Source organism: Flavobacterium sp. AED, assembly GCF_000812945.1.
GTDB lineage: Bacteria > Bacteroidota > Bacteroidia > Flavobacteriales > Flavobacteriaceae > Flavobacterium.
On record NZ_JSYM01000001.1, the window covers coordinates 2,070,203 to 2,092,227 of the forward strand.

Annotated in this window: 20 protein-coding genes and 1 pseudogene; 6 read left to right on the forward strand and 15 right to left on the reverse strand. The window is 32.8% G+C overall.

Annotated elements, in window-relative coordinates; translation table 11 throughout:
• Positions 1-114: 114 nt before the first annotated feature.
• The 3 genes from dnaB (at position 115) to OA85_RS09220 (ending at position 3,957) form a co-directional block, all read left to right on the forward strand.
• On the forward strand, positions 115-1,659 hold the full coding sequence (gene dnaB / locus OA85_RS09210; protein ID WP_039109213.1) for a replicative DNA helicase: 1,545 nt from the start codon (positions 115-117) through the stop codon (positions 1,657-1,659).
• Between the two features lie 85 nt (positions 1,660-1,744).
• Complete coding sequence (locus OA85_RS09215) at positions 1,745-3,007, forward strand: hypothetical protein (protein WP_039109214.1); 1,263 nt, start codon at positions 1,745-1,747, stop codon at positions 3,005-3,007.
• Positions 3,008-3,045: 38 nt separating this feature from the next.
• Positions 3,046-3,957 (forward strand): glutaminase, encoded by a 912-nt coding sequence (locus OA85_RS09220; RefSeq protein ID WP_039109215.1) that lies wholly within the window; start codon positions 3,046-3,048, stop codon positions 3,955-3,957.
• Between the two features lie 190 nt (positions 3,958-4,147).
• Here OA85_RS09220 and cphA read toward each other — a convergent pair whose 3' ends face one another.
• Positions 4,148-6,772, reverse strand: coding sequence for a cyanophycin synthetase (gene cphA / locus OA85_RS09225; protein WP_039109217.1), 2,625 nt, complete (start codon positions 6,770-6,772; stop codon positions 4,148-4,150).
• A 263-nt stretch (positions 6,773-7,035) separates the two neighbouring features.
• On the opposite strand from cphA, the gene OA85_RS09230 reads away from it, so the two are divergent.
• Together OA85_RS09230 and OA85_RS09235 are read left to right on the forward strand one after the other, a co-directional pair.
• A complete protein-coding gene (locus tag OA85_RS09230) occupies positions 7,036-7,908 on the forward strand; it encodes a cyanophycinase (RefSeq protein ID WP_039109218.1) in 873 nt (290 codons plus the stop codon).
• A 42-nt stretch (positions 7,909-7,950) separates the two neighbouring features.
• A complete protein-coding gene (locus OA85_RS09235) occupies positions 7,951-8,793 on the forward strand; it encodes an isoaspartyl peptidase/L-asparaginase (protein WP_039109219.1) in 843 nt (280 codons plus the stop codon).
• Between the two features lies 1 nt (position 8,794).
• On the opposite strand, the gene OA85_RS09240 is transcribed toward OA85_RS09235, so the two are convergent.
• The 9 genes and pseudogenes from OA85_RS09240 to OA85_RS17400 all read right to left on the reverse strand — a co-directional run bounded on the left by OA85_RS09240 (position 8,795) and on the right by OA85_RS17400 (position 15,127).
• Positions 8,795-9,598 carry an endonuclease/exonuclease/phosphatase family protein gene (locus OA85_RS09240; protein ID WP_039109220.1) on the reverse strand — a complete coding sequence of 268 codons (804 nt, stop codon included), beginning with the start codon at positions 9,596-9,598 and terminating at the stop codon, positions 8,795-8,797.
• Positions 9,599-9,803: 205 nt separating this feature from the next.
• Positions 9,804-9,962: a hypothetical protein gene (locus tag OA85_RS17395; RefSeq protein ID WP_156129423.1), complete on the reverse strand. Its 159-nt coding sequence runs from the start codon at positions 9,960-9,962 to the stop codon at positions 9,804-9,806.
• A 137-nt stretch (positions 9,963-10,099) separates the two neighbouring features.
• Positions 10,100-10,216 carry a DUF1563 domain-containing protein gene (locus OA85_RS17760; protein WP_369699883.1) on the reverse strand — a complete coding sequence of 39 codons (117 nt, stop codon included), beginning with the start codon at positions 10,214-10,216 and terminating at the stop codon, positions 10,100-10,102.
• A gap of 487 nt (positions 10,217-10,703) precedes the next feature.
• Positions 10,704-11,066: pseudogene (locus OA85_RS17765) on the reverse strand (type I restriction endonuclease); the annotation flags it as partial.
• 521 nt (positions 11,067-11,587) lie between these two features.
• Entirely contained in the window at positions 11,588-11,881 is a 294-nt protein-coding gene (locus OA85_RS09250) for a hypothetical protein (RefSeq protein ID WP_052257178.1), read from the reverse strand.
• A 122-nt stretch (positions 11,882-12,003) separates the two neighbouring features.
• Positions 12,004-12,270: a hypothetical protein gene (locus OA85_RS09255; protein ID WP_039109222.1), complete on the reverse strand. Its 267-nt coding sequence runs from the start codon at positions 12,268-12,270 to the stop codon at positions 12,004-12,006.
• Positions 12,271-12,489: 219 nt separating this feature from the next.
• Positions 12,490-13,158 (reverse strand): response regulator, encoded by a 669-nt coding sequence (locus OA85_RS09260; protein WP_039109223.1) that lies wholly within the window; start codon positions 13,156-13,158, stop codon positions 12,490-12,492.
• Between the two features lie 10 nt (positions 13,159-13,168).
• Entirely contained in the window at positions 13,169-14,893 is a 1,725-nt protein-coding gene (locus tag OA85_RS09265) for a tetratricopeptide repeat-containing sensor histidine kinase (protein ID WP_039109224.1), read from the reverse strand.
• A gap of 57 nt (positions 14,894-14,950) precedes the next feature.
• A complete protein-coding gene (locus OA85_RS17400; protein WP_156129424.1) occupies positions 14,951-15,127 on the reverse strand; it encodes a hypothetical protein in 177 nt (58 codons plus the stop codon).
• A 344-nt stretch (positions 15,128-15,471) separates the two neighbouring features.
• Here OA85_RS17400 and OA85_RS09270 point away from each other — a divergent pair, with 344 nt between their 5' ends.
• Positions 15,472-16,344, forward strand: a complete 873-nt coding sequence (locus tag OA85_RS09270; protein WP_156129425.1) for a hypothetical protein — start codon at positions 15,472-15,474, stop codon at positions 16,342-16,344.
• A gap of 51 nt (positions 16,345-16,395) precedes the next feature.
• Here the strand turns inward: OA85_RS09270 and OA85_RS09275 are convergent, their stop codons facing one another.
• The 5 genes from OA85_RS09275 to thrS all read right to left on the reverse strand — a co-directional run bounded on the left by OA85_RS09275 (position 16,396) and on the right by thrS (position 21,526).
• Positions 16,396-17,970 (reverse strand): tetratricopeptide repeat-containing sensor histidine kinase, encoded by a 1,575-nt coding sequence (locus tag OA85_RS09275; RefSeq protein ID WP_052257179.1) that lies wholly within the window; start codon positions 17,968-17,970, stop codon positions 16,396-16,398.
• A 309-nt stretch (positions 17,971-18,279) separates the two neighbouring features.
• A complete protein-coding gene (gene rplT / locus OA85_RS09280; RefSeq protein WP_039109227.1) occupies positions 18,280-18,624 on the reverse strand; it encodes a 50S ribosomal protein L20 in 345 nt (114 codons plus the stop codon).
• A 102-nt stretch (positions 18,625-18,726) separates the two neighbouring features.
• A complete protein-coding gene (gene rpmI / locus OA85_RS09285) occupies positions 18,727-18,924 on the reverse strand; it encodes a 50S ribosomal protein L35 (protein ID WP_022827375.1) in 198 nt (65 codons plus the stop codon).
• An 81-nt stretch (positions 18,925-19,005) separates the two neighbouring features.
• Positions 19,006-19,563, reverse strand: a complete 558-nt coding sequence (gene infC / locus OA85_RS17195; RefSeq protein WP_369699884.1) for a translation initiation factor IF-3 — start codon at positions 19,561-19,563, stop codon at positions 19,006-19,008.
• A gap of 16 nt (positions 19,564-19,579) precedes the next feature.
• A complete protein-coding gene (thrS, locus tag OA85_RS09295; protein ID WP_039109229.1) occupies positions 19,580-21,526 on the reverse strand; it encodes a threonine--tRNA ligase in 1,947 nt (648 codons plus the stop codon).
• Between the last annotated feature and the right edge of the window lie 499 nt (positions 21,527-22,025).

The window sequence follows — 22,025 nt, forward strand, 5'->3', positions numbered from 1 at the left end:
AAGCCTTACAGTTTCGGATTTTTTTATGGTTATAAACAAAAAATAGTTACTTATGAACAATTATTTGTAACAACTCAATGAAGATATTTTTTTAATTTTTGTTACTTTCGCTCTATGGAAAACTTCAGAAATATTAATCCTGTGAAGGTTGATAAAACTACTATAATAAGCCTTGAAAAAGGAAAATTGCAACCGCAGGTTCTCGATTTAGAAGAGGCTGTGCTTGGCGCCATGATGATTGATAAAAAAGGGGTAGATGATGTAATTGATATTTTACAACCTGATGCTTTTTATAAAGATGCACACAAACATATTTTTGAGGCTATCGTTCAACTGTTTACAGAAACACAGCCTATTGACTTATTAACCGTTTCTGCCCAACTCAAGAAAAATGCAAAATTAGAGTTGGCTGGAGGAGATTTTTACTTAATTCAGCTTACGCAAAAGATTTCGTCTTCGGCGCACATTGAATTTCATTCCAGGATTATTCTTCAAAAATTTATTCAACGCAGTTTGATTCGAATTTCTACAGAAATTATTGAAGAATCTTACGATGAAACAACGGATGTTTTTGATTTATTGGACAGAGCCGAATCCAAATTATATGAAGTAACACAAGGAAATATAAAACGTAGTTCTGAAACAGCTCAGAGTTTAGTTTTGCAAGCCAAAAAACGAATCGAGGAAATTGCCGGTCAAGAAGGATTGAGTGGTGTAGCGACAGGTTTTGATAAATTAGATAAGATTACTTCAGGATGGCAACCAAGTGATTTAATTATTATAGCGGCGAGACCAGCAATGGGTAAGACCGCATTTGTATTATCGATGGCACGAAATATGGCAATTGATTTTGGAATGCCGGTTGCCTTATTTTCCTTGGAGATGGCATCAGTTCAGTTGATCACCCGTTTAATTTCTTCCGAAACAGGTTTGTCATCGGAGAAATTGCGTACTGGAAAACTGGAAAAACACGAATGGGAGCAATTGAGTACCAAAGTTAAAAATTTAGAAAAAGCCCCATTGTATATTGATGATACGCCGTCGCTCTCTATTTTTGACTTAAGGGCAAAAGCGAGACGTTTGGTTTCACAACATGGTATCCGAATTATTATTGTCGATTATTTGCAATTGATGACAGCCGGTGGAAACGGAAAAGGAGGAGGAAACAGAGAGCAGGAAATTTCTACTATTTCCCGAAACTTAAAAGCATTGGCGAAGGAATTAAATGTTCCTGTTATTGCACTTTCTCAATTGTCGCGTGCGGTTGAAACACGTGGTTCCAGTAAAAGACCTTTGCTTTCTGACCTTCGTGAATCGGGTGCGATTGAGCAAGATGCCGATATTGTATCGTTTCTATACCGTCCTGAATATTATAAAATTGACGAATGGGATGATGATGAAGCTTCACCAACTGCAGGTCAGGCTGAAATAATGATAGCAAAACACCGTAATGGTAGTATTGAAAACGTTCGTTTGAAGTTTATTGGACATCTGGGTAAATTTGATAACCTGGAAGATTACAGCGGAGGTTATGATGACTTACCATCAAGTATGAATCAAGATGACAATCCTTTTATTACTAAAAACCTGCCATCTGCAAATGAAGCTTTTGGAAGTAACTTGAATGACCCGGACGACGACAGTGATGTACCGTTCTAAAATATAAATTTAAATCCGCTACTTCAGCGGATTTTTTTATGATTTTCATCGCCTAAAAACTGTTATCTTTGAAATAAAAACGGTAATGTCTTTCAAGAAGTCACTCTATATTCTATTAATTTTTATTTCCTTTTCGGCGAAAGCTTCTTTTATTTTGTTACCAATGGATGAAACTACACAGCAAAATCATCTGAAGGCTTATGGAATTACCTATTGGTGTCTGGATAAAAATTACAAAGCAAGTTGGTTGCTCAATTATCGAGGTGGTTCTTTTTTACTTCCTGATGCTGAAGAAATACGAAAAGAATGTCAGATTCGAGGAGTGAGTTTTGAAATTCTTTCCGACAGTGAAGAAGCCAGAATTTTAGATGAGATTTCTAGTCCTTCCCAAAATATGGAAACGGTAGTATTAGAAAAAGCCCCCAAAATAGCAGTTTATACACCTAAAGGAAAACAGCCTTGGGATGACGCGGTAACACTGGTTTTGACTTATGCCGAAATTCCTTTTACACCTATTTATGATGAAGAAGTATTAAGTGATCAACTGTTGCTTTACGATTGGTTGCACTTGCATCATGAAGATTTTACAGGGCAATACGGTAAATTTTATGGTGCCTACAAAAATGCACCTTGGTATATCGAACAAAAGAAAGATGCCGAAGCATTGGCAACTAAATTAGGCTATTCGAAAGTGTCACAAGAAAAGGGAGCTGTAGCCAAAAAAATCAGAGACTTTGTTATTGGCGGGGGATTTATGTTTGCGATGTGTTCAGCAACGGATAGTTTTGATATTGCTTTGGCAGCTGATGGTGTAGATATTTGCGAAGCTATGTTTGATGGAGATGCCAGCGATGCTAATTATCAATCGAAGATGAATTACAATAATTCGTTTGCTTTCAAAGATTTTATTTTAGAAAGGAGACCGGAGCAATATGAATTTTCGGATATTGATATGACTTTGAAAAGAAGAATTCCTATGGATAAGGATTATTTTACTTTAATGGAATTTTCGGCAAAATGGGATCCAATACCGAGTATGTTGTGTCAAAATCATACGCAGTTGGTCAAAGGATTCATGGGACAAACAACTTCTTTTGATGTCTCGCTTATAAAATCGAATATTTTGGTGATGGGAACTTGTGAACTTAATGGAGAAGCACGTTACATTCATGGAGAAAAAGGAAAAGGAATGTTCACTTTTTATGGAGGCCATGATCCCGAAGACTTTCAGCATCAGGTAGGAGATGCACCCACAGTTCTTGATTTGCATCCCAATTCACCTGGATATCGCTTGATTTTGAATAATGTGTTGTTTCCTGCAGCCAGAAAGAAAAAACAAAAAACCTAACTAAAAGTTTTCAAAAAACATTTTATTAAATTCCTTACATGAACTATAAAACAATTTTGCAAGAAGTATATCAAGAGGCAAAAAAACTTCAAAGTAGTGGTAATGTTTCTACATCAATACCAGAACTAACAAAAGTTGATCCAGATAAATTTGGTATTCATTTGATAAGTATTGAAGGCGAGGACTTTGGAATTGGGGATAGCAACGAAAAATTTTCTATTCAAAGTGTCTCTAAAGCTTTGACTGTAGCTTTGGCATTTTCATTCTTGGATGAAAGGATTTGGGAACGAGTAGGAGTTGAACCTTCCGGAAGTGCATTTAATTCACTAGTGCAATTAGAATATGAAAAAGGAATTCCGCGAAATCCATTTATAAATGCAGGAGCAATAGTTATTGCAGATATGCTTGTTACCCATTTGGAAAATCCTAAACAAGATTTTCTGGATTTTATACGAATGATTTCTGGAAGTCCTACTATTGATTTTAATTTAAAAGTAGCACAATCTGAGAAAGACACTCGGTTTAGAAATGCCGCACTGGCTAATTTTTTAAAGTCATTTGGAAATATAGATAATGATGTTGAAACGGTTCTTGATTTTTATTTCTACCAATGTTCCATAGAAATGACGTGTAAGGAATTAGCTCATTCTTTTTTCTTTCTTGCCAATGAAGGAAAAACGATATCAGGAATACAAGTTTTAACTAAAAGCCAGGTAAAACGACTCAATGCTTTGATGCAAACCTGTGGCTTTTATGATGAGTCAGGTGAGTATACTTATAAGGTAGGATTGCCAGGAAAAAGTGGTATAGGTGGAGGAATCGCAGCTTTATATCCTAAAAATTTTGTTGTTTCTACCTGGAGCCCACGACTTAATGAAAAAGGAAATTCAGATTTAGGTATGAATGCTTTGGAATTATTGACTACAAAAACGGAGATGTCAATTTTCTAAAAATAAAGCTATTTTAAGACATATGTTTTATAGCCCTGATAGAGCCGGTATCCTTTGAGAGGAACGAACAAAGATAAAGGTGAAAGCAGGAATAGCTCCAAATTAAATCGTAATTTATGGGGTTAAAAGTTAATAATGAAGCCAAAAAAAGCTACTTGTTACAGTAGCTTTTATGGTTTGTTCAAAAAAATTAAACGCTTCCGTGTTCGTTTTCTTTATCTAAATATTCTTGTACAATATCGATAGCATTAGTAACCACATCACTTAATGCGGTAATGAAGCTTCCTTCTTCGGCGCAATTGATGGCGTGTTTTATCGCTTCGGTTTCTTTAGGAATAATTTCATAAGTGACTATTTTGCCGGAATTTTTAATTCCTTCGAGTATTAAATCAATAATTTCCTCTTCGGTTCTTCCTCTCAGGTATTTTTCTTGTCGAATGATAATGTGGTCAAACATTCGGGCTGCTATAAAAGCACATTCTTTAATATCTTCGTCACGACGGTCTCCAACACCAGCAATAATTCCAATTTTCTTGGTAGCATCGACACTTTGCAAATATTCTTCCACCCCTTTGTACCCGGATGGATTATGAGCAAAATCAATCAATACTTTGAATTTTTTGAACTCAAAAATATTCATACGACCGGGAGTTTGTGCCGCACTTGGAATAAAAGTCTGTAAAGACAAACTAATATCTTCGGTTTTAAAACCCCACAAATAACTCGCTAAAGTTGCCGCAAGTACATTGGCAATCATGAATTTTGCTTTTCCGCCTAATGTTAAAGGAACGTGAGTAGCGCGTTCGATTCGGATTTTCCATTCGCCTTTTTTGATGGTTATAAATCCATTTTCATATACGGCAACCGTTTTTCCTTCAGCACAAAGTTTTTTAATGAAATCACCGTCTTCACTCAGACTAAAATAAGCGACATTGCAATTTAAATCTTGACCTATTTTTACACAATGTTCATCGTCTCCATTTAAAACTGCCCAACCGTCTTTCTTGATGCTTTTTACAACTGTTGCTTTAACTCTTGCCAAATCGTCAAGAGAATGAATATCACTTAAACCCAAATGATCTTCCTGAATATTGGTAATAATTCCAATATCGCAACGGCTGAAACCTAAACCGGAACGAAGGATTCCACCGCGAGCGGTTTCTAAAACTGCGAATTCTACTGTTGGATCTCTCAAAACATATTCGGCACTTAGGGGTCCGGTAGTATCCCCTTTTTCCATCATGTGATTTTGAATATAAATCCCATCCGATGTGGTGAATCCCACCTTGAATCCATTATTTTTCACAATATGTGCCAAAAGTCGCGTAGTAGTGGTTTTACCATTGGTTCCCGTCACAGCCATTATAGGAATGCGAAAGGATTTACCCGGAGGATATAACATGTCAATAACTGGTGAAGCCACGTTTCTAGGTAATCCTTCAGAAGGTGCAAGATGCATTCTAAAACCTGGAGCTGCATTGACTTCCAAGATTACACCACCATTTTCTTTTAACGGTTGCGTTAAATTCTCTGCCATAATATCAACACCACAAACGTCCAGTCCAATTACTCTTGAAATTCTTTCGGCCAGAAAGATATTTTCGGGGTGCATCATATCAGTGACATCTACAGAAGTTCCGCCCGTGCTTAAATTTGCAGTGGATTTTAGAAATACGATTTCACCAATTCTAGGAATGGTCTCTAATGTATAGCCTAATTTTTCTAATAAATCTTCAGTATCTCTGTCTACATCAATTTGGGTTAACACATTTTCATGGCCATAACCTCTTCTGGGATCTAGATTAGTAGTGTCTATTAAATGCTGAATACTGTCTTTTCCATTTCCTATTATGTGAGCAGGAACACGTTTTGCGGCAGCAACTAATTTATTATCAATCACTAATATTCTAAAGTCGAAACCAGTAATAAATTTTTCTACGATAACACGTTTGCCATATTCTTGTGCGAATGCCAAGCCTGAAAGCGCATCTTCCCAATTGGTAACATTAATGGAAGCACCTTTTCCATGATTTCCATCCAAAGGTTTTAATACGATAGGATAACCAATTTTTTTAATAGTTTCAGCCAAACCTTCTTCGTCAGTGCAAATACTTCCATTGGCAACTGGAATCGAAGCCATGTCCAACATTTTTTTTGTAAGCTCTTTGTTACAAGCTATGTCTACAGCAATACTACTGGTTTTACAAGTGATTGTTGCTTGAAAACGCATTTGGTTGATTCCGTATCCTAACTGAACTAAAGAATTAGTTCCAAGTCTTATCCAAGGAATATTTCTGGAAACGGCTTCTTCTACAATACTTCCGGTACTTGGTCCAAGTCGTACACGTTCCCGTATTTCACGCATTTTTTGTAAGTCGGCATTCAAATCGTAATCCGTTCCAGCGATTAATGCTTCAGCAATTGCAACAGAAGATTCTGCGGCAAAAAGGCCAACATTTTCTTCGGTATAACTAAAGACTACATTATAAGTTCCTGGAGTTTTGGTTTCTCTGGTTCTTCCAAATCCCGTTTCCATTCCTGCCAAAGATTGAATTTCAAGTGCAATATGTTCAATTACATGTCCCATCCAAGTACCGCGTTCCACTCTGGAAAAAAACCCGCCACGACAACCTTCAGAACAGCGATGTTCAATCATCGTAGGAAACATAGCTTCAATGCGTTCTCTAAATCCTTCAATTTTATTAGTTGGAAATTGTTCCATTTCCTCTAAATCCAATCGCATTTGAATTAATTTTTTTCTTTGGATGCTCCAAATATTGGGTCCACGAAGGGCTTGTACTTTAATTATTTTCATAAAACGGGATTGTTATTTTTTGAACTGAAAAATGGATGTGTAATGATTTGATTTTAAATTTGATAGATTCTAACTTTGAAAAAAAGGCAGGTATTTAGATCGTGTTTTTTAGAAAAAGTGCAGAATGCAACTAAAGTAGTTTTTTTTAAATAGGAATCAAAATTTATTTCTTTAAAAATAAACAATACGGGTTCTGTTTGTGATAATTTAAAAAAAAGTGATAGTTCAATGGCTTTTTTTATCTTTTTGGTTATTTTTACAAAATGAATATACTAGGAAAACTTATAATAATAGGAGGTGCAGTAGATAAAGGAAGTTTTACTGAAACTGATTTGGATAAAAATGCTACTAGCAATTTAAACTTTTTTGAAACTGGAATTTTAAAAAGAATAATAAACGAATCAAAACACAAAGAGAATTCACGAATAGAAATCATTACAACGGCTTCTGTAATTCCTCGAGAAATTGGTCCTGAATATGTTAAAGCATTTGAGTATTTGAATGCTAAAAATGTTGATATACTTACTGTTGAAAGACGCGAACAAGCTGCCGATGAGGCTGTTTTAGCTCGATTGAAAGCTGCCGATATCGTTATGTTTACCGGAGGTGATCAGTTGCGATTGACTTCTATTCTTGGAGGAACACCATTTCATGATATTTTATTGGACAAATACCATAACGAAGAATTTATTTATGCCGGGACTTCAGCTGGAGCAGCGGCGGCTTCTAATAATATGATTTATCAGGGGAGTAGCTCGGAAGCTTTATTGAAAGGCGAAGTGAAAATCTCCAGTGGATTGGGTTTGATTGATGGAGTTATTATCGATACCCATTTTGTGCAACGCGGTAGAATTGGCAGGCTTTTTCAAGCCGTTGTTGGTAACCCTAGAGTACTAGGAATAGGACTTGGAGAAGATACAGGATTATTGATTACCAATAATACCCAGATGGAAGCTATAGGTTCTGGGTTGGTTATTTTGGTGGATGGTCGTGAGATAAAAGACACTAATTTAACGCAAGTTGAATTAGGGCAACCTATTTCAATCTCACATTTAGTGACGCACGTCATGAGTAAATTTGACACTTACAATCTTGAAACGCATAAAATGCACATTCAATCTTCACAATACGTTTAAATCAAACGGCAGTTTCTACCTGCAATCTGCAATCAGTAAATTATGAAACTAATCATACATGGCGGTTTTTTTTCGGAATCATCTACCAATCACGAAACAAAAGTTGCCAAGCAAAATGCGCTTGAGCAAATTGTAAAAGATTCCTATACATTTTTAAAAACACATTCAGCATTAGAAACAGTTGTTTATGCTGTTTCCCTTTTGGAAGATGACGAATTGTTTAATGCAGGAATTGGTTCCCAAATACAAAGTGACGGAAAAATAAGAATGAGCGCTGCAATTATGGATGGTGAAACTCAGAAAATGAGTGGCGTTATCAATATTGAAGAAGTTAAAAATCCCGTTCAGGTTGCGCAAATATTGATGCAATATGACGACAGGGTTTTAGGTGGGAGTGGAGCAACAAATTTTGCGAGACAACACGGTTTTGAATCTTTTTCAACCGAGATTCCGCAACGACGAGCTGAATATGAAGCAAAACTGAAATCACTGGGGACAGGAACAGTGGGTTGTGTGGCTTTAGATCAAAACGGAAAAATTGCTGCAGCTACTTCTACTGGTGGGAAAGGTTTTGAAATACCTGGACGCATTTCAGATTCGGCAACTGTAGCCGGAAATTATGCCAATGCAATTTGTGGTGTGAGTTTAACTGGAGTGGGTGAGGATATTGTAAGTAATGCAACAGCTGCCAAAATTGTCACTCGGGTTACTGATGGTTTTACATTACAAAAAGCCTTTAGTAAAACGTTCAACGAATTAAAACCTTATGATGGTTTTGCCGGTGCAATTGCAATTGATAATAATGGTAATATGTTTCATCAAGATTCTCATCCCAGTATGGTTTTTGCCAGTTTTGATGGCGAAAATTTTGAAGTTTTCGATTGATTTAATTCAAAGAAAATTCAAACCAAATAGGGATGTGATCAGATATTATTCTGGCTTCTTTTAGAGAATTAAAGTTTTTGTAAAACGGAATAATACCCGAATTTATGGAATTGATTTTCGAAGTTTTGAAATACATATTGTCAAATTCTGATGCGAGGCATTTATCATTTTTGCATTCTTGTTTCAGTGATGTTTTTTGGTCAACCAAAATTGATTGATACCCCATTTTTTTCAAAGGATTGAAAACAGTATGTGATTGCGGACAATTGAAATCACCTGCGAAAATCAAATTTAAAGTAGGATATTCATCTGGTAGAAATTTGAAATATTTAATCTCGGTTTCCGGTTGTTTATTTTTGGTTATGGCATGAAAATTTGCCACGGTAAACTGTTTGTTTTGATATTCAAACGTACAAAAATACGGCTCCCTATCAATCTCTAAATGGTATTTTTTCTCGAGCCAAGCTTTTCCAATTTTCTTTAACTGGGCTGTTTTCCAGATAAAAGCGTAGCGCTCGGTCTTATAAGCACTACTGCTCGTTGGGTCACTAATTACATAATCCCATTTAGCTCCTTTGCGATTGAGTTCATCTGCCAGTTTTGCTACTGCTTGCGCTCCACCGTAACCCGCTACCACTTCCTGAATGGCAATGATGTCATAATTTTTAAGCGAATTTGCAATGTAGTTGATTGTTTCTTCTGATTTTGATTTGCCAAAGTTTTCCAAATTCCAAGAAAGGAGTTTGGTTTGGGAGAAAGTAACTGAAGCAATAAGAAGAAATAGGAGGGAAAGGAAGGATTTCATTTAGAGAAAAATATGTGGAATGCAAATATTGGTTTTAGCCAAAATAGTGTTTTTATTTAAAATCTGGCAATTCAAAGCTTGATAAAATTAAGAAGTATATATTTCAATTAGAATCTTTTTTATTAAGATTCTATTCTAGAAAACAAAAAACACCCTTTTATTTGGATGTTTTTGCTTTTATTTCAAATTACAAAAATAGATTGTATTACTTTCTTTTTTTATAATGATTGTTAGTACTAGAATTTTTGTAAGAACCTCCTTTGTGTGAACTTCCTTTACCATTTTTATAATGACCACTTTGTGCATTGATACTTGAGCTTAAAATAAACAGGAAAACTGTAAGTAGAATAGCTAGTTTTTTCATAAATGATTTAGTTTTAATGTTATTTGATATGAATCATAATTAAAATAATTATTCTACCTCATACAACCCAACCGTCTCCAATAATTCCTTTTCAAATTGATAGATATCATCCACAGATTGAATGGTTTTTCGAATTTCTATTTTATTTTCATTGAAAAGGCCAATATATTTTTTGCCTCCATTGAGATGTAATCGACATAAAGGTTTTCGATTGTTATCGTCAAGAAGAATCCCAAAATAAGATTGTGTATCACGATGAATAATTCGGGTTACAGGAAGTTTGCGCCTTAAAATGGCAACTATAATCCGGTAACCTTCCAGCTCCTCTTCGCTGGTAACCACTCTACTCTCTTCTTCAACAGGTTCAATTTGTTCTTCTTTTTGTTTAATAGTTTCTTTATTGAGAGCAGCATTTAAACGATCATTAATTTTTTCACTTATAAATTGATTGAATGCTTTTTGGACTAATTCTTTAAATTCTTCCATGACTTTTTCAGTAAGTCTTCCAGCGTAGACCTTATTGGCAAAGAGTTTAATAAATTCATTGGAAGGGTTATCCAGTTCATCATTGATTTGCTTTTTTATCTCTTTAGTATATTTTAATGCACTTGCATTGTTGACAATATGGTCTACATTGAAACTTGATTTATGAAATTTGGCTATTTCAATAATGGAGTTTTCTTTGAGATTTACAATATCAAATTCAAGAAATGGTTTTTGGTCCATTTTATTTTTTTCGTCCAAATCAGTAAAAAACTGATATTGAATTCCATTGGTTAAAAGAGCAAAACGTGTCTTAGTAACATGAAAATATCGGAATAACTGAGAACTGTGAATTGTGAGATTTTCTTTCCAACTTTTGCATTCAACAATCAGTATAGGTTCTCCGTTTTGAAAAATAGCATAATCTACTTTTTCTCCTTTTTTTAAACCTAAATCGGCTGTAAATTCAGGCACAACTTCCAAAGGATTGAAAGCATCGTAACCAAGCATGTTGATGAATGGTAGTACAAATGCATGTTTAGTAGATTCTTCAGTTTCAATTTTATCTTTTAGCTGATTGATTTTGTCAGCCAATGATTTGAGTTGATTAGTTAGTTCCATAATTTTTTTAGATATTAATTAGTTACAAACAAATCTAAATCTATTAAAAATCAATTCTTTACGGCTTTCCACATTCTTATCTTTTTTGCCAAATTTTATATACTAAATAAGCGATACAGCTAACACCTATAAATATTATTGCTAGTTGTACTTCAAAGAATGATCTAAAATTTAAAAAAAATAAAGATTTCATAGGTGTAAATTTTAAGTTGACTCCAAACTTACATTCATTAAAATTAGTTTCTTTACGGGAAACCTCATTTTAGATAAAAAAAATGGTTTTATTAGTCTTCTATTATTTTAAAAGCAAAATCTTTCATAAAATTCTCTTTTTTAGTTCAACTGATTTTAGCTATAAAAATCAGTTGCTTTAGCTTTCCATTAGAATACTTTGATCATCATCATATTTATAATTAGAAGTATTGAAGTAAGTTCTTTTTTCAGAGGGCAAGGGATAATGTAAGGAATAGTATGAGTACTATTAATAAGGTTTTTTGATTTGGCATTTATATAATGTGTAATTATTCACAGCAACTATTAACAATTTTCATTTTAATTTTTAATATTTTTTTTATTTGCTCCTTTGTCAATAATTCTTTTTCTTGTGCCTTGTCTAATTTCAAACCTAAAGCTTCTGATTTCGCTCTCATGTAAGGATATTTTGATAATGAAATGGAATTTCCTTTAAGGGCTTTTTTATAATTGAGGACATATTCTTTCACATAATTCACGTAGTCATCAACTAATTTATTCCATTTTAAATCCTTCTTTCTTGCTTTATGGTCTAATAGAATTGTGTTATCGTTTTTTATCATGACTTTATTATCTTTTATGAAATTGAATTTTATTTTATCAAAACGAAATTAGACACAATAAAAAATCCAACTTTACGGGAAGCCGTATTTAGGTTGTAATAATAGTATTGGGATAGACTAATTTATATTTTAATCCAATTACTAGCAATCCAGTCTAACAATTCTTCTTTATAAACTTGATGTTCTAAAATAGAATGTTGCAAAAAATTTTCTACTTTTTGGAAACTTGCTTTTGTTTGAGGGACTTTATATTTTTCTAAAAACTGATTGCAAAAACTAACTACTTCAAATTCTTCTGTTTTATCTAGATATACTATTTCAGTATCATTCGAATTTACCGTTTGTGAATATCCTGTAAATGCTAAATCGTCACTTGTGAAATTGGCCATTATTTTAATTTTAAAGTTAAACAGGCCAAACCTAAGTTTAATTTAAATTTATTTTTTACGGGAAACCGTAAAGAGGGATAATTTTTTTAAAATATTTAAAAATTGTTCCGTTCTTATGATTTGAAATTGCTAATTTTTAAAACGAATAATTGGGAGTTTATCGAATTTAGTGTCCTTCAGTTTTATAAATCCCACTTTTGGAGTTGATTTGGGAAAGAATTATACTAATCCTAAATCTTTGGTGATGGCTATTAGATGTACATTATTGCTGGCCCTGAAGTAGATTTTGAGTTTGTTGATTCGTTTTTCTATGCTACTAGTACCATTAGGACTGATTTCAGAATTTTTAAATTCTAATGCGATTTCATCCAGAATTAGACCTTTTGATAATAATTTTAAAAGTGAAATATCATAGGCCTCAATTTCCAAAATAGATTTATCTTTTAATAGATGGGACAATTCAGCAGAAATTATTTTTTCATCACTATTGAAAATGTTTTGAACTGCGTTTTTTAGTTGAGGAATGCTATTGCGTCCCTTAGAAACATAGGCATTAATTCCTGAATTGTTAAAAAGAGATTTTATTCTAAAGGATTTATCTTCAATGGAAAATACTATTGTCTTTATATTGGGCTGTATTTTTTTTACTGCATCAATTAATTCCTCACCGGTTGAAAGTTTATTTTCTCGGTGGTCTTGTTTAAATGATAAATCACTAATCAATAAATCATAAGGCATATTATCATGAAGCGCTTTTTTTATTTTTAAAAAGGCATCATCGCAATATTTTGCATGGTGAATTTCTACGATTGAAAGTTCCTCAAGAGCTTGAACGACGGTAATACTGATACTGTCTAAATCTTCGGCGACTAAAATTTTTTGGAACATAAGGATACGATTATGATGGAAAAATAATATTTACTTTGAATCCTTTGTCGGATGTAGTCTCAAAAGTAGTTGTTCCTTTTATAGCTTGAATACGGTTTTCCACATTCTGTAGTCCATTTCTTGATTTTTTTTCATCAAATGTAGCTCCAACACCGTTATCACTGTAATCTATTTGTAATTTTTTTTGATTTTTTTTGAAAGTTAACACTACTAAACTACTTTGACTGTGTTTTTTCATGTTGACGAGTAGTTCTTGAAGTACTCTATAAACAGTAATTTTCTTATTGCTTTCTAAAACTGTCCAATTTATAGTGTCAATACCAATAATCAATATATTCACTGTATTGTTATTGAAGCTTGAAATCATTTCTTTTAAGTTGGATATAAAGTGTTGTCCAGTTTCTATTGTACTATTCTCTTTAGAAATGTTTCTGGTTCGGGAATAAATAGTATCTAAATTAGTGAGCAATATTTCTTTATTTTCATTGGTTGACAAATCTTGTGTTTCTGCAAAAGCCATAGTATGATAAACATCGTTAGCTAATTCATCATGAAGTTTTTTTGCAATCCGAATTTCAGTATTGTATGAGGTTTTTATTTTTTCTCTTTTGTTTTTGGTAACGAGAAAATTTAAGATGAATATACTTAGTGTGATAATAATTACTACTGTAAAATATAGAAATTGATTTTTATTTTTTTGTTGTTCCAATTGAAGTGCATTCTCCGCTTTTTGGGTTTTTAGTTTTAAATTTTCTTCTTTTTCTTTTTTGGAATCATATTTTATTTTAGCAAATTGATTTTTTGCCTTTTGTCTCACTTGATTAATACTATCATTTATTTTTAAGTGAAACAGAGAGAATTTTTTAGATTCATTCCCAATGCTATTTTCTATCAATAGTGCTAATGATTTTAAGCGATCATCAACACTGTTTATTTTTGTTGCTTTTTCATAGGATAATTGAGCATATTTATATGATAAATTTGAATTGGTTTTAATGTAAAATTCAGATAAATTATGATAGCTCGTGGTTATTCCAAAGTCATCTTTTATATGTGTTCTTATTTTTAAGGATTGATTCAAATAAGAATAACTTTTAGGATTACCTATTTTAAAATAAGCTAGGCCTAAATTATCTAAAACTCTTGCATAATTCTCTTCATCGTTTAAAACTTCTTTTTTTAAGGTCAATGGCAAAAGAATATTTATAGCATGTTGATAATTATGTTTATCGATATATGCTACGGCTATATTATTTTTGAGAACAATTTTTTGTATTTCATCCTCTGATAAATTTAGTGCTTTATTATAATAGTAAATAGCATTATCATAATCATAAAGATTCTTGTAATTAATACCCAGTATATTATAAATAGAAACTTTATAATAAGAATCTGTGTTTTTTTGAAAATATTGTATTGCTTCAGTTGCACTGGATTCGCTACTGGAATAATCACCTTTTACTTGCTGAATATATGCCAGTTTTAATAGGCAATAAATAATTTTGTCTTGATCTTTATTTGGATTACTATTTGATTTTATTTTGTTATAATAGTAGAAAGCACTGTCAAATTCTTGATTATTAATATATTTTTCTGCGAGGGTTATATTCTTTATGTAATTTGAATTATCTATCTTTTTTTGGATACTTTGTTGTTCTTTTTTGCAAGATTGTAGCCCAAATGATAATATCAATAAAAAAAAGTAAATCGGGAAATGTTGCTTTTGTAGTGCCATTCCCCGAAAATACTTAAATTAATTTAAATATAGTTATAAAAGAAAAAACTATTTATATTATGGTTTTGGTGGAGTTGTTGGAGTTTGGCCACTTGAACCTCCACCAGAATTATCAGAAATATCAGCGGATATTTGTTTATTATTGTTTGGAGTTGTTTCCACTTCGTCATTGGTACAAGAAACCATGGCAATACATGCAATAATATAACACGATACTAGAATTATTCTTTTCATTTTTTTGGAATTAAAAATTAGACATAGGTTGGGCTGTCCGATATTCAAATCGAATCTTTGCCGGAATTGGCAATCCATTAAAACAGTTTGCTCTTTTGCTTTTGGGAAGTGAAGTGTGCTGAAACAGAATAGTATGATTTATACTTCCCGAATAAACTTGCCATCTGTTTAGCAACACTTTTTTTAGAACTAGTTTTGTACATTTGTCTTGATTGCAATTCAAAACAGGAACTAATTCTGTAGCAAAGAAATGTTGTCTTTATTGAATAATTTTAATGGAATTCCGGTAATTCCAGTAATTCCGATGAGTTCCGTTTAATGCTTGTTAATGCCAGTAAATGCTTATGAATAAGATTACTTTTGAACAGTATAAGAGTGCCATTAAAGTAAAATATGAAGAAAAGAAAAGTGAAGATGTTTCGGGTATTTTACTGAATCCTACACCTGCACAATTGCGAAATCTGTGTTTAATGATTTTCGATAATTTATTATCAAAATCAGATGAAAATATATTTAGATTATTTTTTAATGTAAAAGAGGAGGAGAGTTTAAGGAAGTCTATGGAGCGTTCTGATATAGCTAGATTTAGACCTATTATATCATTTTTGAAAGGAGAGAAAGATTCAGAGAATTCAGTAAGGATTGAATTGGCAGCCATTCTTATTGATTTTAATCCAAGACCTTACAATAAGTATTTACTTAATGTGAAAATTAATGAAATAGGTAATGTAGAGGTTCCGTCATTAATGGAGAAAGATAAAGCGGGTGAAAAGAATCTTCCTTTAGATAAATGGGTTGAAAAGGGATTTGAACCAAAGAATATTGGTAGATTCGAAAAAAGAAAAGTAATTATTTTTACTGTATTCTTATCCTTGTTTTTTATGGGGTATACTGTAAAGAATATAATTTTTCCGGAAAAAGAATGTATGATGTGGGACGGCAATCATTATGAAGCTGTGGATTGTAAAAATGAAAAACCAGGTTCTGAAAATTCTACATCTGTTGAAGTTTTAAACGAAAATTTATTATCCTTTAAAAAAATAGAGGTTAACACAAATACGGTTTTCTTCGAAAAAGGAAAGCCTATAGTTTGGTATGGAAAATCATTTGATGGAAATTATGAGTATTTCAATCAGCCTGGATTGCATCCAGAAACAGAGAAAACATTAAAGCCAATATCTCAGTATATAATTAAAAAATATATACATAAACAATAGCCGTAGCAATATACTTTGGAAACTAATATTTTATTGAGTTTAAGACTCTGGTTATATTGGAAACATAAAACTTACTTTGAATCCTTTGTTAGATTTAGTGTCAAATGAAATAGTTCCTTTTATGGACTGGATGCGGTTTTCTACATTATGTAATCCATTTTTTGAGGTCAATTTTTCAAATGTAGCTCCAACTCCGTTATCACTATAATCGATTTGTAATTTTCCTTCATTTTTTTTGAAAGAGATTACGACTAAGCTGCATTGACTGTGTTTTTTCATGTTGACAAGTAATTCTTGAAGTACGCGATAAACTGCAATTTTTTTATTGCCTTCTAAAGCTTTCCAATTGACTGTATCTATTCCATTTGTCAATATATTTACTTCATTATTATTAAAGCCCGATATCATTTCTTTTAATCCGGATAGAAATAGTGGACCTGCTTCTATAGTACTATTTTCTTTAGAAATATTTCGCGTTCTGGAATAAATTGTGTCTAGATTGTTGAGTAATATTTCTTTATTCTGTCTGGTGGATAAATCCTGTGTTTCAGCAAAAGCCATGGTATGATACACATCATTAGCCAACTCATCATGAAGTTTTTTAGCAATTCGAATTTCTGTAGTATAGGAGGCTTTTATTTTTTCTCTTTTATTTTTGGCTATAAGAAAATTAGAGATTAAAATACTTGTCAAAATAATAATTCCAAAACCGAAATATAAGAAGAGATTTCTGTTATGTTGCTGTCCTTCTTGAAGTACCTTTTGCGCTTTTAGTTTTAGATTTTCATCCTTTTCTTTCTTGGAATCGTATTTGATTTTAGCAAATTGATTTTTTACATTTAGTCGTACTTTGTAGATACTGTCGTTGATATGAAGATAGAGCAAGGAATGTCTTTTCAATTTATTTCCCGTACTGTTTTGTATTAATAGTTCTAAAGATCGTAAACGATCATCAACACTATTTATTTTGGTTGCTTTTTCATAGGTTAATAATGCATAATCTGCAGCTAATTTTGGGTTACTTTTTTTATAATATAGCGAAAGATGATAATAACTCGAAAGCATTCCCCAGTCATCCTTTATTTGTTCCCTTATTTTTAAGCCTAAATTTAAATAGAAAAATGCCTTTGAATTTTTAGATTTATCATATGCGTCACCTAAATTATCGTTTATTCGAGCATATGTTTCTTCATCATTTATTACTTCTTTTTTTTTAAGTAAGGGTAAAAGTATTTGTAGTGCTTTTTGGTAATTACCCTTTTCTATATAAGTGACACCGATATTATTTATTATACCAGCTTTGTCAATTTTATCTGTTTTAGAGTTTATTGCTTTTTTGAAGTAATATATAGCATTGTCATAATCAAAAGTATTTAAGTAATTATTTCCTAGGCCAATGTATATATTAGTTTCCCCATATGGGTATTTATTAGAGTTTTCTATAATCGGGAAGGCTTCAATACTTGTGGTCTCACTACCTGTATAATCTCCTTGGTTTCTTTGTATTTGCGCCATCCATGCTAATGAATGAATAATTCTAGAAGTATCTTTTTTTAATTCGGCGGTAGATTTGGCTTTGTTATAAAAATAGTATGAACTATCAAATTTACCATTTTCATAATGCATATGAGCCAGTTTTAGAAGTCGTTCAATTTCGGTAGTATTGTGTTTTTTTTGGGAATTATTTTGCTTTTTTTTCTCACAGGATTGAGTGACAAAAAGGAAGACGAATGATAATATATAAATCGGGAAATGTAGTTTTCTAAGTATCATTTGCCGAAAGTACAGAAATTAATTACAATACAAAAGTGTTCTGATTAGTATAATTTATATTTTTTAATGATGGTTTAAATACCATTTAAAAAACAAAAAACCCCAATCTTTCGATTGAGGTTTCTCTATAAGTAAGTAATCTAAATTGAGTTGATAAAACGTTTATTTTACTTTATTAAGTATTGCTTTGAAAGCTTCTGGGTGGTTCATAGCTAAATCTGCAAGAACTTTACGGTTCAATTCGATATTTTGCTTTTTCACTTTACCCATGAATTGAGAATATGACATTCCTTCCAATCTAGCTCCAGCGTTGATACGTTGAATCCATAATGCACGGAAATTTCTTTTATTCACTTTTCTGTCACGGTAAGCGTAGCACATTGCTTTCTCTACCGCATTCTTAGCAACTGTCCAAACGTTTTTACGTCTACCAAAGAAACCTTTGGCTTGCTTCATTATTTTTTTTCTTCTTGCTCTTTTAGCAACTGAATTTACCGATCTTGGCATAATTTTATTGTTTTTTTGTAGCAGGCGTCCCGAATTAAATCAAGAGAACTTAAAAGCCATACTCCAAGGTTATTTTTTAAATTGTTTTAACCTAAAGAATTATTATATAATTCTTAATTGTTGTTTGATGCTTTTCATATCTGTTTTGTGAACTAGCGCAGAGTGTGTCAATGCTAATTTACGTTTTTTAGATTTTTTAGTCAAGATGTGACTTTTAAAAGCATGCTTTCTTTTAATCTTTCCAGAACCAGTAACTTTGAAACGTTTCTTGGCGCTAGATTTGGTTTTCATTTTAGGCATTTTTTCCTAGTGTTTTAATTTATTCTTACTTACTTATCTTTTGTTTAAAGTTTCAGGTTAAAACTGAATACTGCAAACTGTTTACTTCTTTTTCTTAGGAGCAATGAACATAATCATTCTCTTTCCTTCAAGAACTGGCATCGCTTCCACTTTACCAAACTCTTCAAGATCTGTTGCTAATCTTAATAATAAGATTTGACCTTGATCTTTATAGATAATTGAACGTCCTTTAAAGAAAACGAAAGCTTTCAATTTTGCTCCCTCCTTTAAGAATTTTTCAGCGTTCTTTCTCTTAAACTCATAATCATGCTCATCGGTTTGAGGACCAAAACGGATTTCTTTCACAACAACTTGTGTAGATTTCGCTTTCAAGACTTTATCACGTTTCTTTTGTTCGTAAACAAATTTCTTGTAATCCATGATTTTGCAAACCGGAGGTTCAGCATTAGGAGAAATCTCTACTAAATCTAATTCAAATTGATCCGCTAATCTTAAAGCTTCCGAAAGTTTAAAAACTCCTGGTTCAATGTTCTCTCCTACAAGTCTTACTTCTTGTACACCACGAATAAGATTGTTTATTCTGTGTGCATCTTTTTTTTCTACGCGAGGTTGGTAACCTCTGTTGCTTCTTATTGCTATGACTTTATAATTTAAGTTAAACTGTAAATACTTTTAATGTTTTGTTGATCTCTTCGTTTACAATAGCAACAAATTCTTCTATTGTAACGCTGATATTTCCTTTTCCTTCCTGTCCATGACGGCGGATTGATATAGTGCCATTTTTCTCTTCTTCCTCACCTACAATCAACATAAACGGGGTTTTTTGCATTTCTGCATCCCTGATTTTCTTACCAATTGTCTCGTTTCTATTATCAATGAGGGCGCGAATTTCGTGATTTTCTAGCAAATCTAAAACTTTTTTCGCATATATTTCATATTTCTCGCTCAAAGACAATATTATAGCTTGTTCAGGCATCAACCAAAGCGGGAAATTTCCTGCTGTATGCTCTAGTAAAATAGCTATAAATCGTTCCATAGATCCAAAAGGAGCTCTGTGAATCATCACAGGTCTATGTAATTCGTTATCAGATCCTTTGTAGGTCAAGTCAAAACGTTCCGGTAGGTTATAATCCACTTGAATCGTTCCTAATTGCCATTGTCTTCCCAAGGCATCTTTTACCATGAAATCTAATTTCGGACCATAGAAAGCAGCTTCGCCATATTCAACTACTGTATTCAAACCTTTATCTGCTGCAGCGTTGATAATTGCATTTTCTGCTTTTTCCCAATTTTCGTCAGTACCTATATACTTATCTCTATTCTCTTTGTCTCTCAAAGAAATCTGAGCTGTAAAGTTTTCAAATCCTAATGAACCAAATACATATAGTACCAAGTCAATTACTTTCTTAAACTCTTCGTCTAGTTGTTCCGGAGTACAAAAAATATGGGCGTCATCCTGAGTAAACCCTCTTACACGAGTCAAACCGTGTAATTCCCCACTTTGTTCGTATCTGTAAACTGTACCAAATTCAGCATAACGCTTCGGTAAATCTTTGTATGACCAAGGGCGTACATTGTAAATTTCACAGTGATGAGGGCAATTCATTGGTTTCAATAAAAACTCTTCACCTTCTGCTGGAGTACTTATAGGTTGGAAGCTATCAGCACCATATTTTGCATAATGCCCCGAAGTTACATACAGTTCTTTCTGACCAATATGTGGCGTAACCACTTGCTCGTATCCACCTTTTTTCTGTGCTTTTTTCAAAAACTGTTCTAGTCGATCTCTTAAAGCAGCACCTTTCGGTAACCACAATGGCAAACCTGCACCTACTTTTTGTGAAAAGGCAAACAGTTCAAGTTCTTTTCCTAGTTTTCTATGGTCACGACGTTTCGCTTCTTCCAGTAATTCTAGATATTCTGTTAAGTCTTTTTGTTTGGGAAACGAAGTTCCATAAACACGAGTCAACTGTTTGTTTTTTTCATCACCACGCCAGTAGGCTCCAGCAACACTCATGATTTTCATCGCTTTGATTATTCCGGTATTCGGAATATGACCACCACGACATAAGTCAGTAAACGTATCATGATCGCAAAACGTAATTGTTCCGTCCTCAAGGTTGGTAATCAATTCAGTCTTGTAAACATTGTCTTTGTATAATTCCAGAGCTTCTGCTTTAGAAACGGGACGTAATTTGAACTCATGCTTTCCTCTTGATATTTCAAGAACACGATCTTCGATTTTTTTGAAGTCAGCATCTGTTATTTTCTGGTCTTCAAAATCTACATCATAATAAAAACCATTAGATATTGCTGGTCCAAGAGTTAATTTTATTCCTGGGTACAATTCCTCAAGAACCTGTGCCATAACGTGAGAAGTCGAATGCCAAAAAGCTTTTTTTCCATCAGCATCATTCCACGTATATAATATAAGACTGCCGTCCGTCGTCAAAGGAGTTGTGGTTTCCACAGTTGTACCATCAAAAGAAGCCGAAATTACATTTCTGGCAAATCCTTCACTAATGCTTTTAGCAACATCCATGGGAGTTACCCCTGGAGCAAACTCTTTAACTGACCCGTCGGGCAAAGTAATCTTAATCATTGTTTATTATTTTAAGAATGCAAATATAGACCATTACAAAAATACATACAATATATATGTAAGGTTTGTTACTATATAGATGTAAAACAAAATCGGTACTCATTATATATAGGTAAAGAAGGGATGTTTTTATTTAGGAGCTATTTCCCGCTATTCGTTTCAATCTTTTCTCTCGCAAAAAGAAACGAGAGAAAAGGATTTTCACTGCTATCGGGGCTAGGGTAGTAATTTTGGTAAGTCACAATCTGGTTAAACGACAATGAAACTCAGCATCTAGAAGGATTTCATAAATTAAAAAAGACAGTGATAAGAGTACCTATATATAATGTTGCCTATAGTTTTCCTCGATAAAGTCGAGTTGCTTGTGTTATTCCTGAAGCTTGCGCAGGGTGATAGAAAAAAAAATTAGTTTCAAGATTCATGTTTTCAGCGAGTTAAATCCAAGATTAAAGAAACATTAAAAAAAGTGTTTAAAAAAGCTTGTAAAAGGGAATAAAGG

Excerpts from the sequence above, each read along its gene's own strand:
- dnaB (WP_039109213.1), top strand. The coding sequence starts at position 115 with ATGGAAAACTTCAGAAATATTAATCCTGTGAAGGTTGATAAAACTACT.
- OA85_RS09215 (WP_039109214.1), top strand. The coding sequence starts at position 1,745 with ATGTCTTTCAAGAAGTCACTCTATATTCTATTAATTTTTATTTCCTTT.
- OA85_RS09220 (WP_039109215.1), top strand. The coding sequence starts at position 3,046 with ATGAACTATAAAACAATTTTGCAAGAAGTATATCAAGAGGCAAAAAAA.
- cphA (WP_039109217.1), bottom strand. The coding sequence starts at position 6,772 with ATGAAAATAATTAAAGTACAAGCCCTTCGTGGACCCAATATTTGGAGC.
- OA85_RS09230 (WP_039109218.1), top strand. The coding sequence starts at position 7,036 with ATGAATATACTAGGAAAACTTATAATAATAGGAGGTGCAGTAGATAAA.
- OA85_RS09235 (WP_039109219.1), top strand. The coding sequence starts at position 7,951 with ATGAAACTAATCATACATGGCGGTTTTTTTTCGGAATCATCTACCAAT.
- OA85_RS09240 (WP_039109220.1), bottom strand. The coding sequence starts at position 9,598 with ATGAAATCCTTCCTTTCCCTCCTATTTCTTCTTATTGCTTCAGTTACT.
- OA85_RS17395 (WP_156129423.1), bottom strand. The coding sequence starts at position 9,962 with ATGAAAAAACTAGCTATTCTACTTACAGTTTTCCTGTTTATTTTAAGC.
- OA85_RS09250 (WP_052257178.1), bottom strand. The coding sequence starts at position 11,881 with ATGATAAAAAACGATAACACAATTCTATTAGACCATAAAGCAAGAAAG.
- OA85_RS09255 (WP_039109222.1), bottom strand. The coding sequence starts at position 12,270 with ATGGCCAATTTCACAAGTGACGATTTAGCATTTACAGGATATTCACAA.
- OA85_RS09260 (WP_039109223.1), bottom strand. The coding sequence starts at position 13,158 with ATGTTCCAAAAAATTTTAGTCGCCGAAGATTTAGACAGTATCAGTATT.
- OA85_RS09265 (WP_039109224.1), bottom strand. The coding sequence starts at position 14,893 with ATGGCACTACAAAAGCAACATTTCCCGATTTACTTTTTTTTATTGATA.
- OA85_RS17400 (WP_156129424.1), bottom strand. The coding sequence starts at position 15,127 with ATGAAAAGAATAATTCTAGTATCGTGTTATATTATTGCATGTATTGCC.
- OA85_RS09270 (WP_156129425.1), top strand. The coding sequence starts at position 15,472 with ATGAATAAGATTACTTTTGAACAGTATAAGAGTGCCATTAAAGTAAAA.
- OA85_RS09275 (WP_052257179.1), bottom strand. The coding sequence starts at position 17,970 with ATGCATTATGAAAATGGTAAATTTGATAGTTCATACTATTTTTATAAC.
- rplT (WP_039109227.1), bottom strand. The coding sequence starts at position 18,624 with ATGCCAAGATCGGTAAATTCAGTTGCTAAAAGAGCAAGAAGAAAAAAA.
- rpmI (WP_022827375.1), bottom strand. The coding sequence starts at position 18,924 with ATGCCTAAAATGAAAACCAAATCTAGCGCCAAGAAACGTTTCAAAGTT.
- thrS (WP_039109229.1), bottom strand. The coding sequence starts at position 21,526 with ATGATTAAGATTACTTTGCCCGACGGGTCAGTTAAAGAGTTTGCTCCA.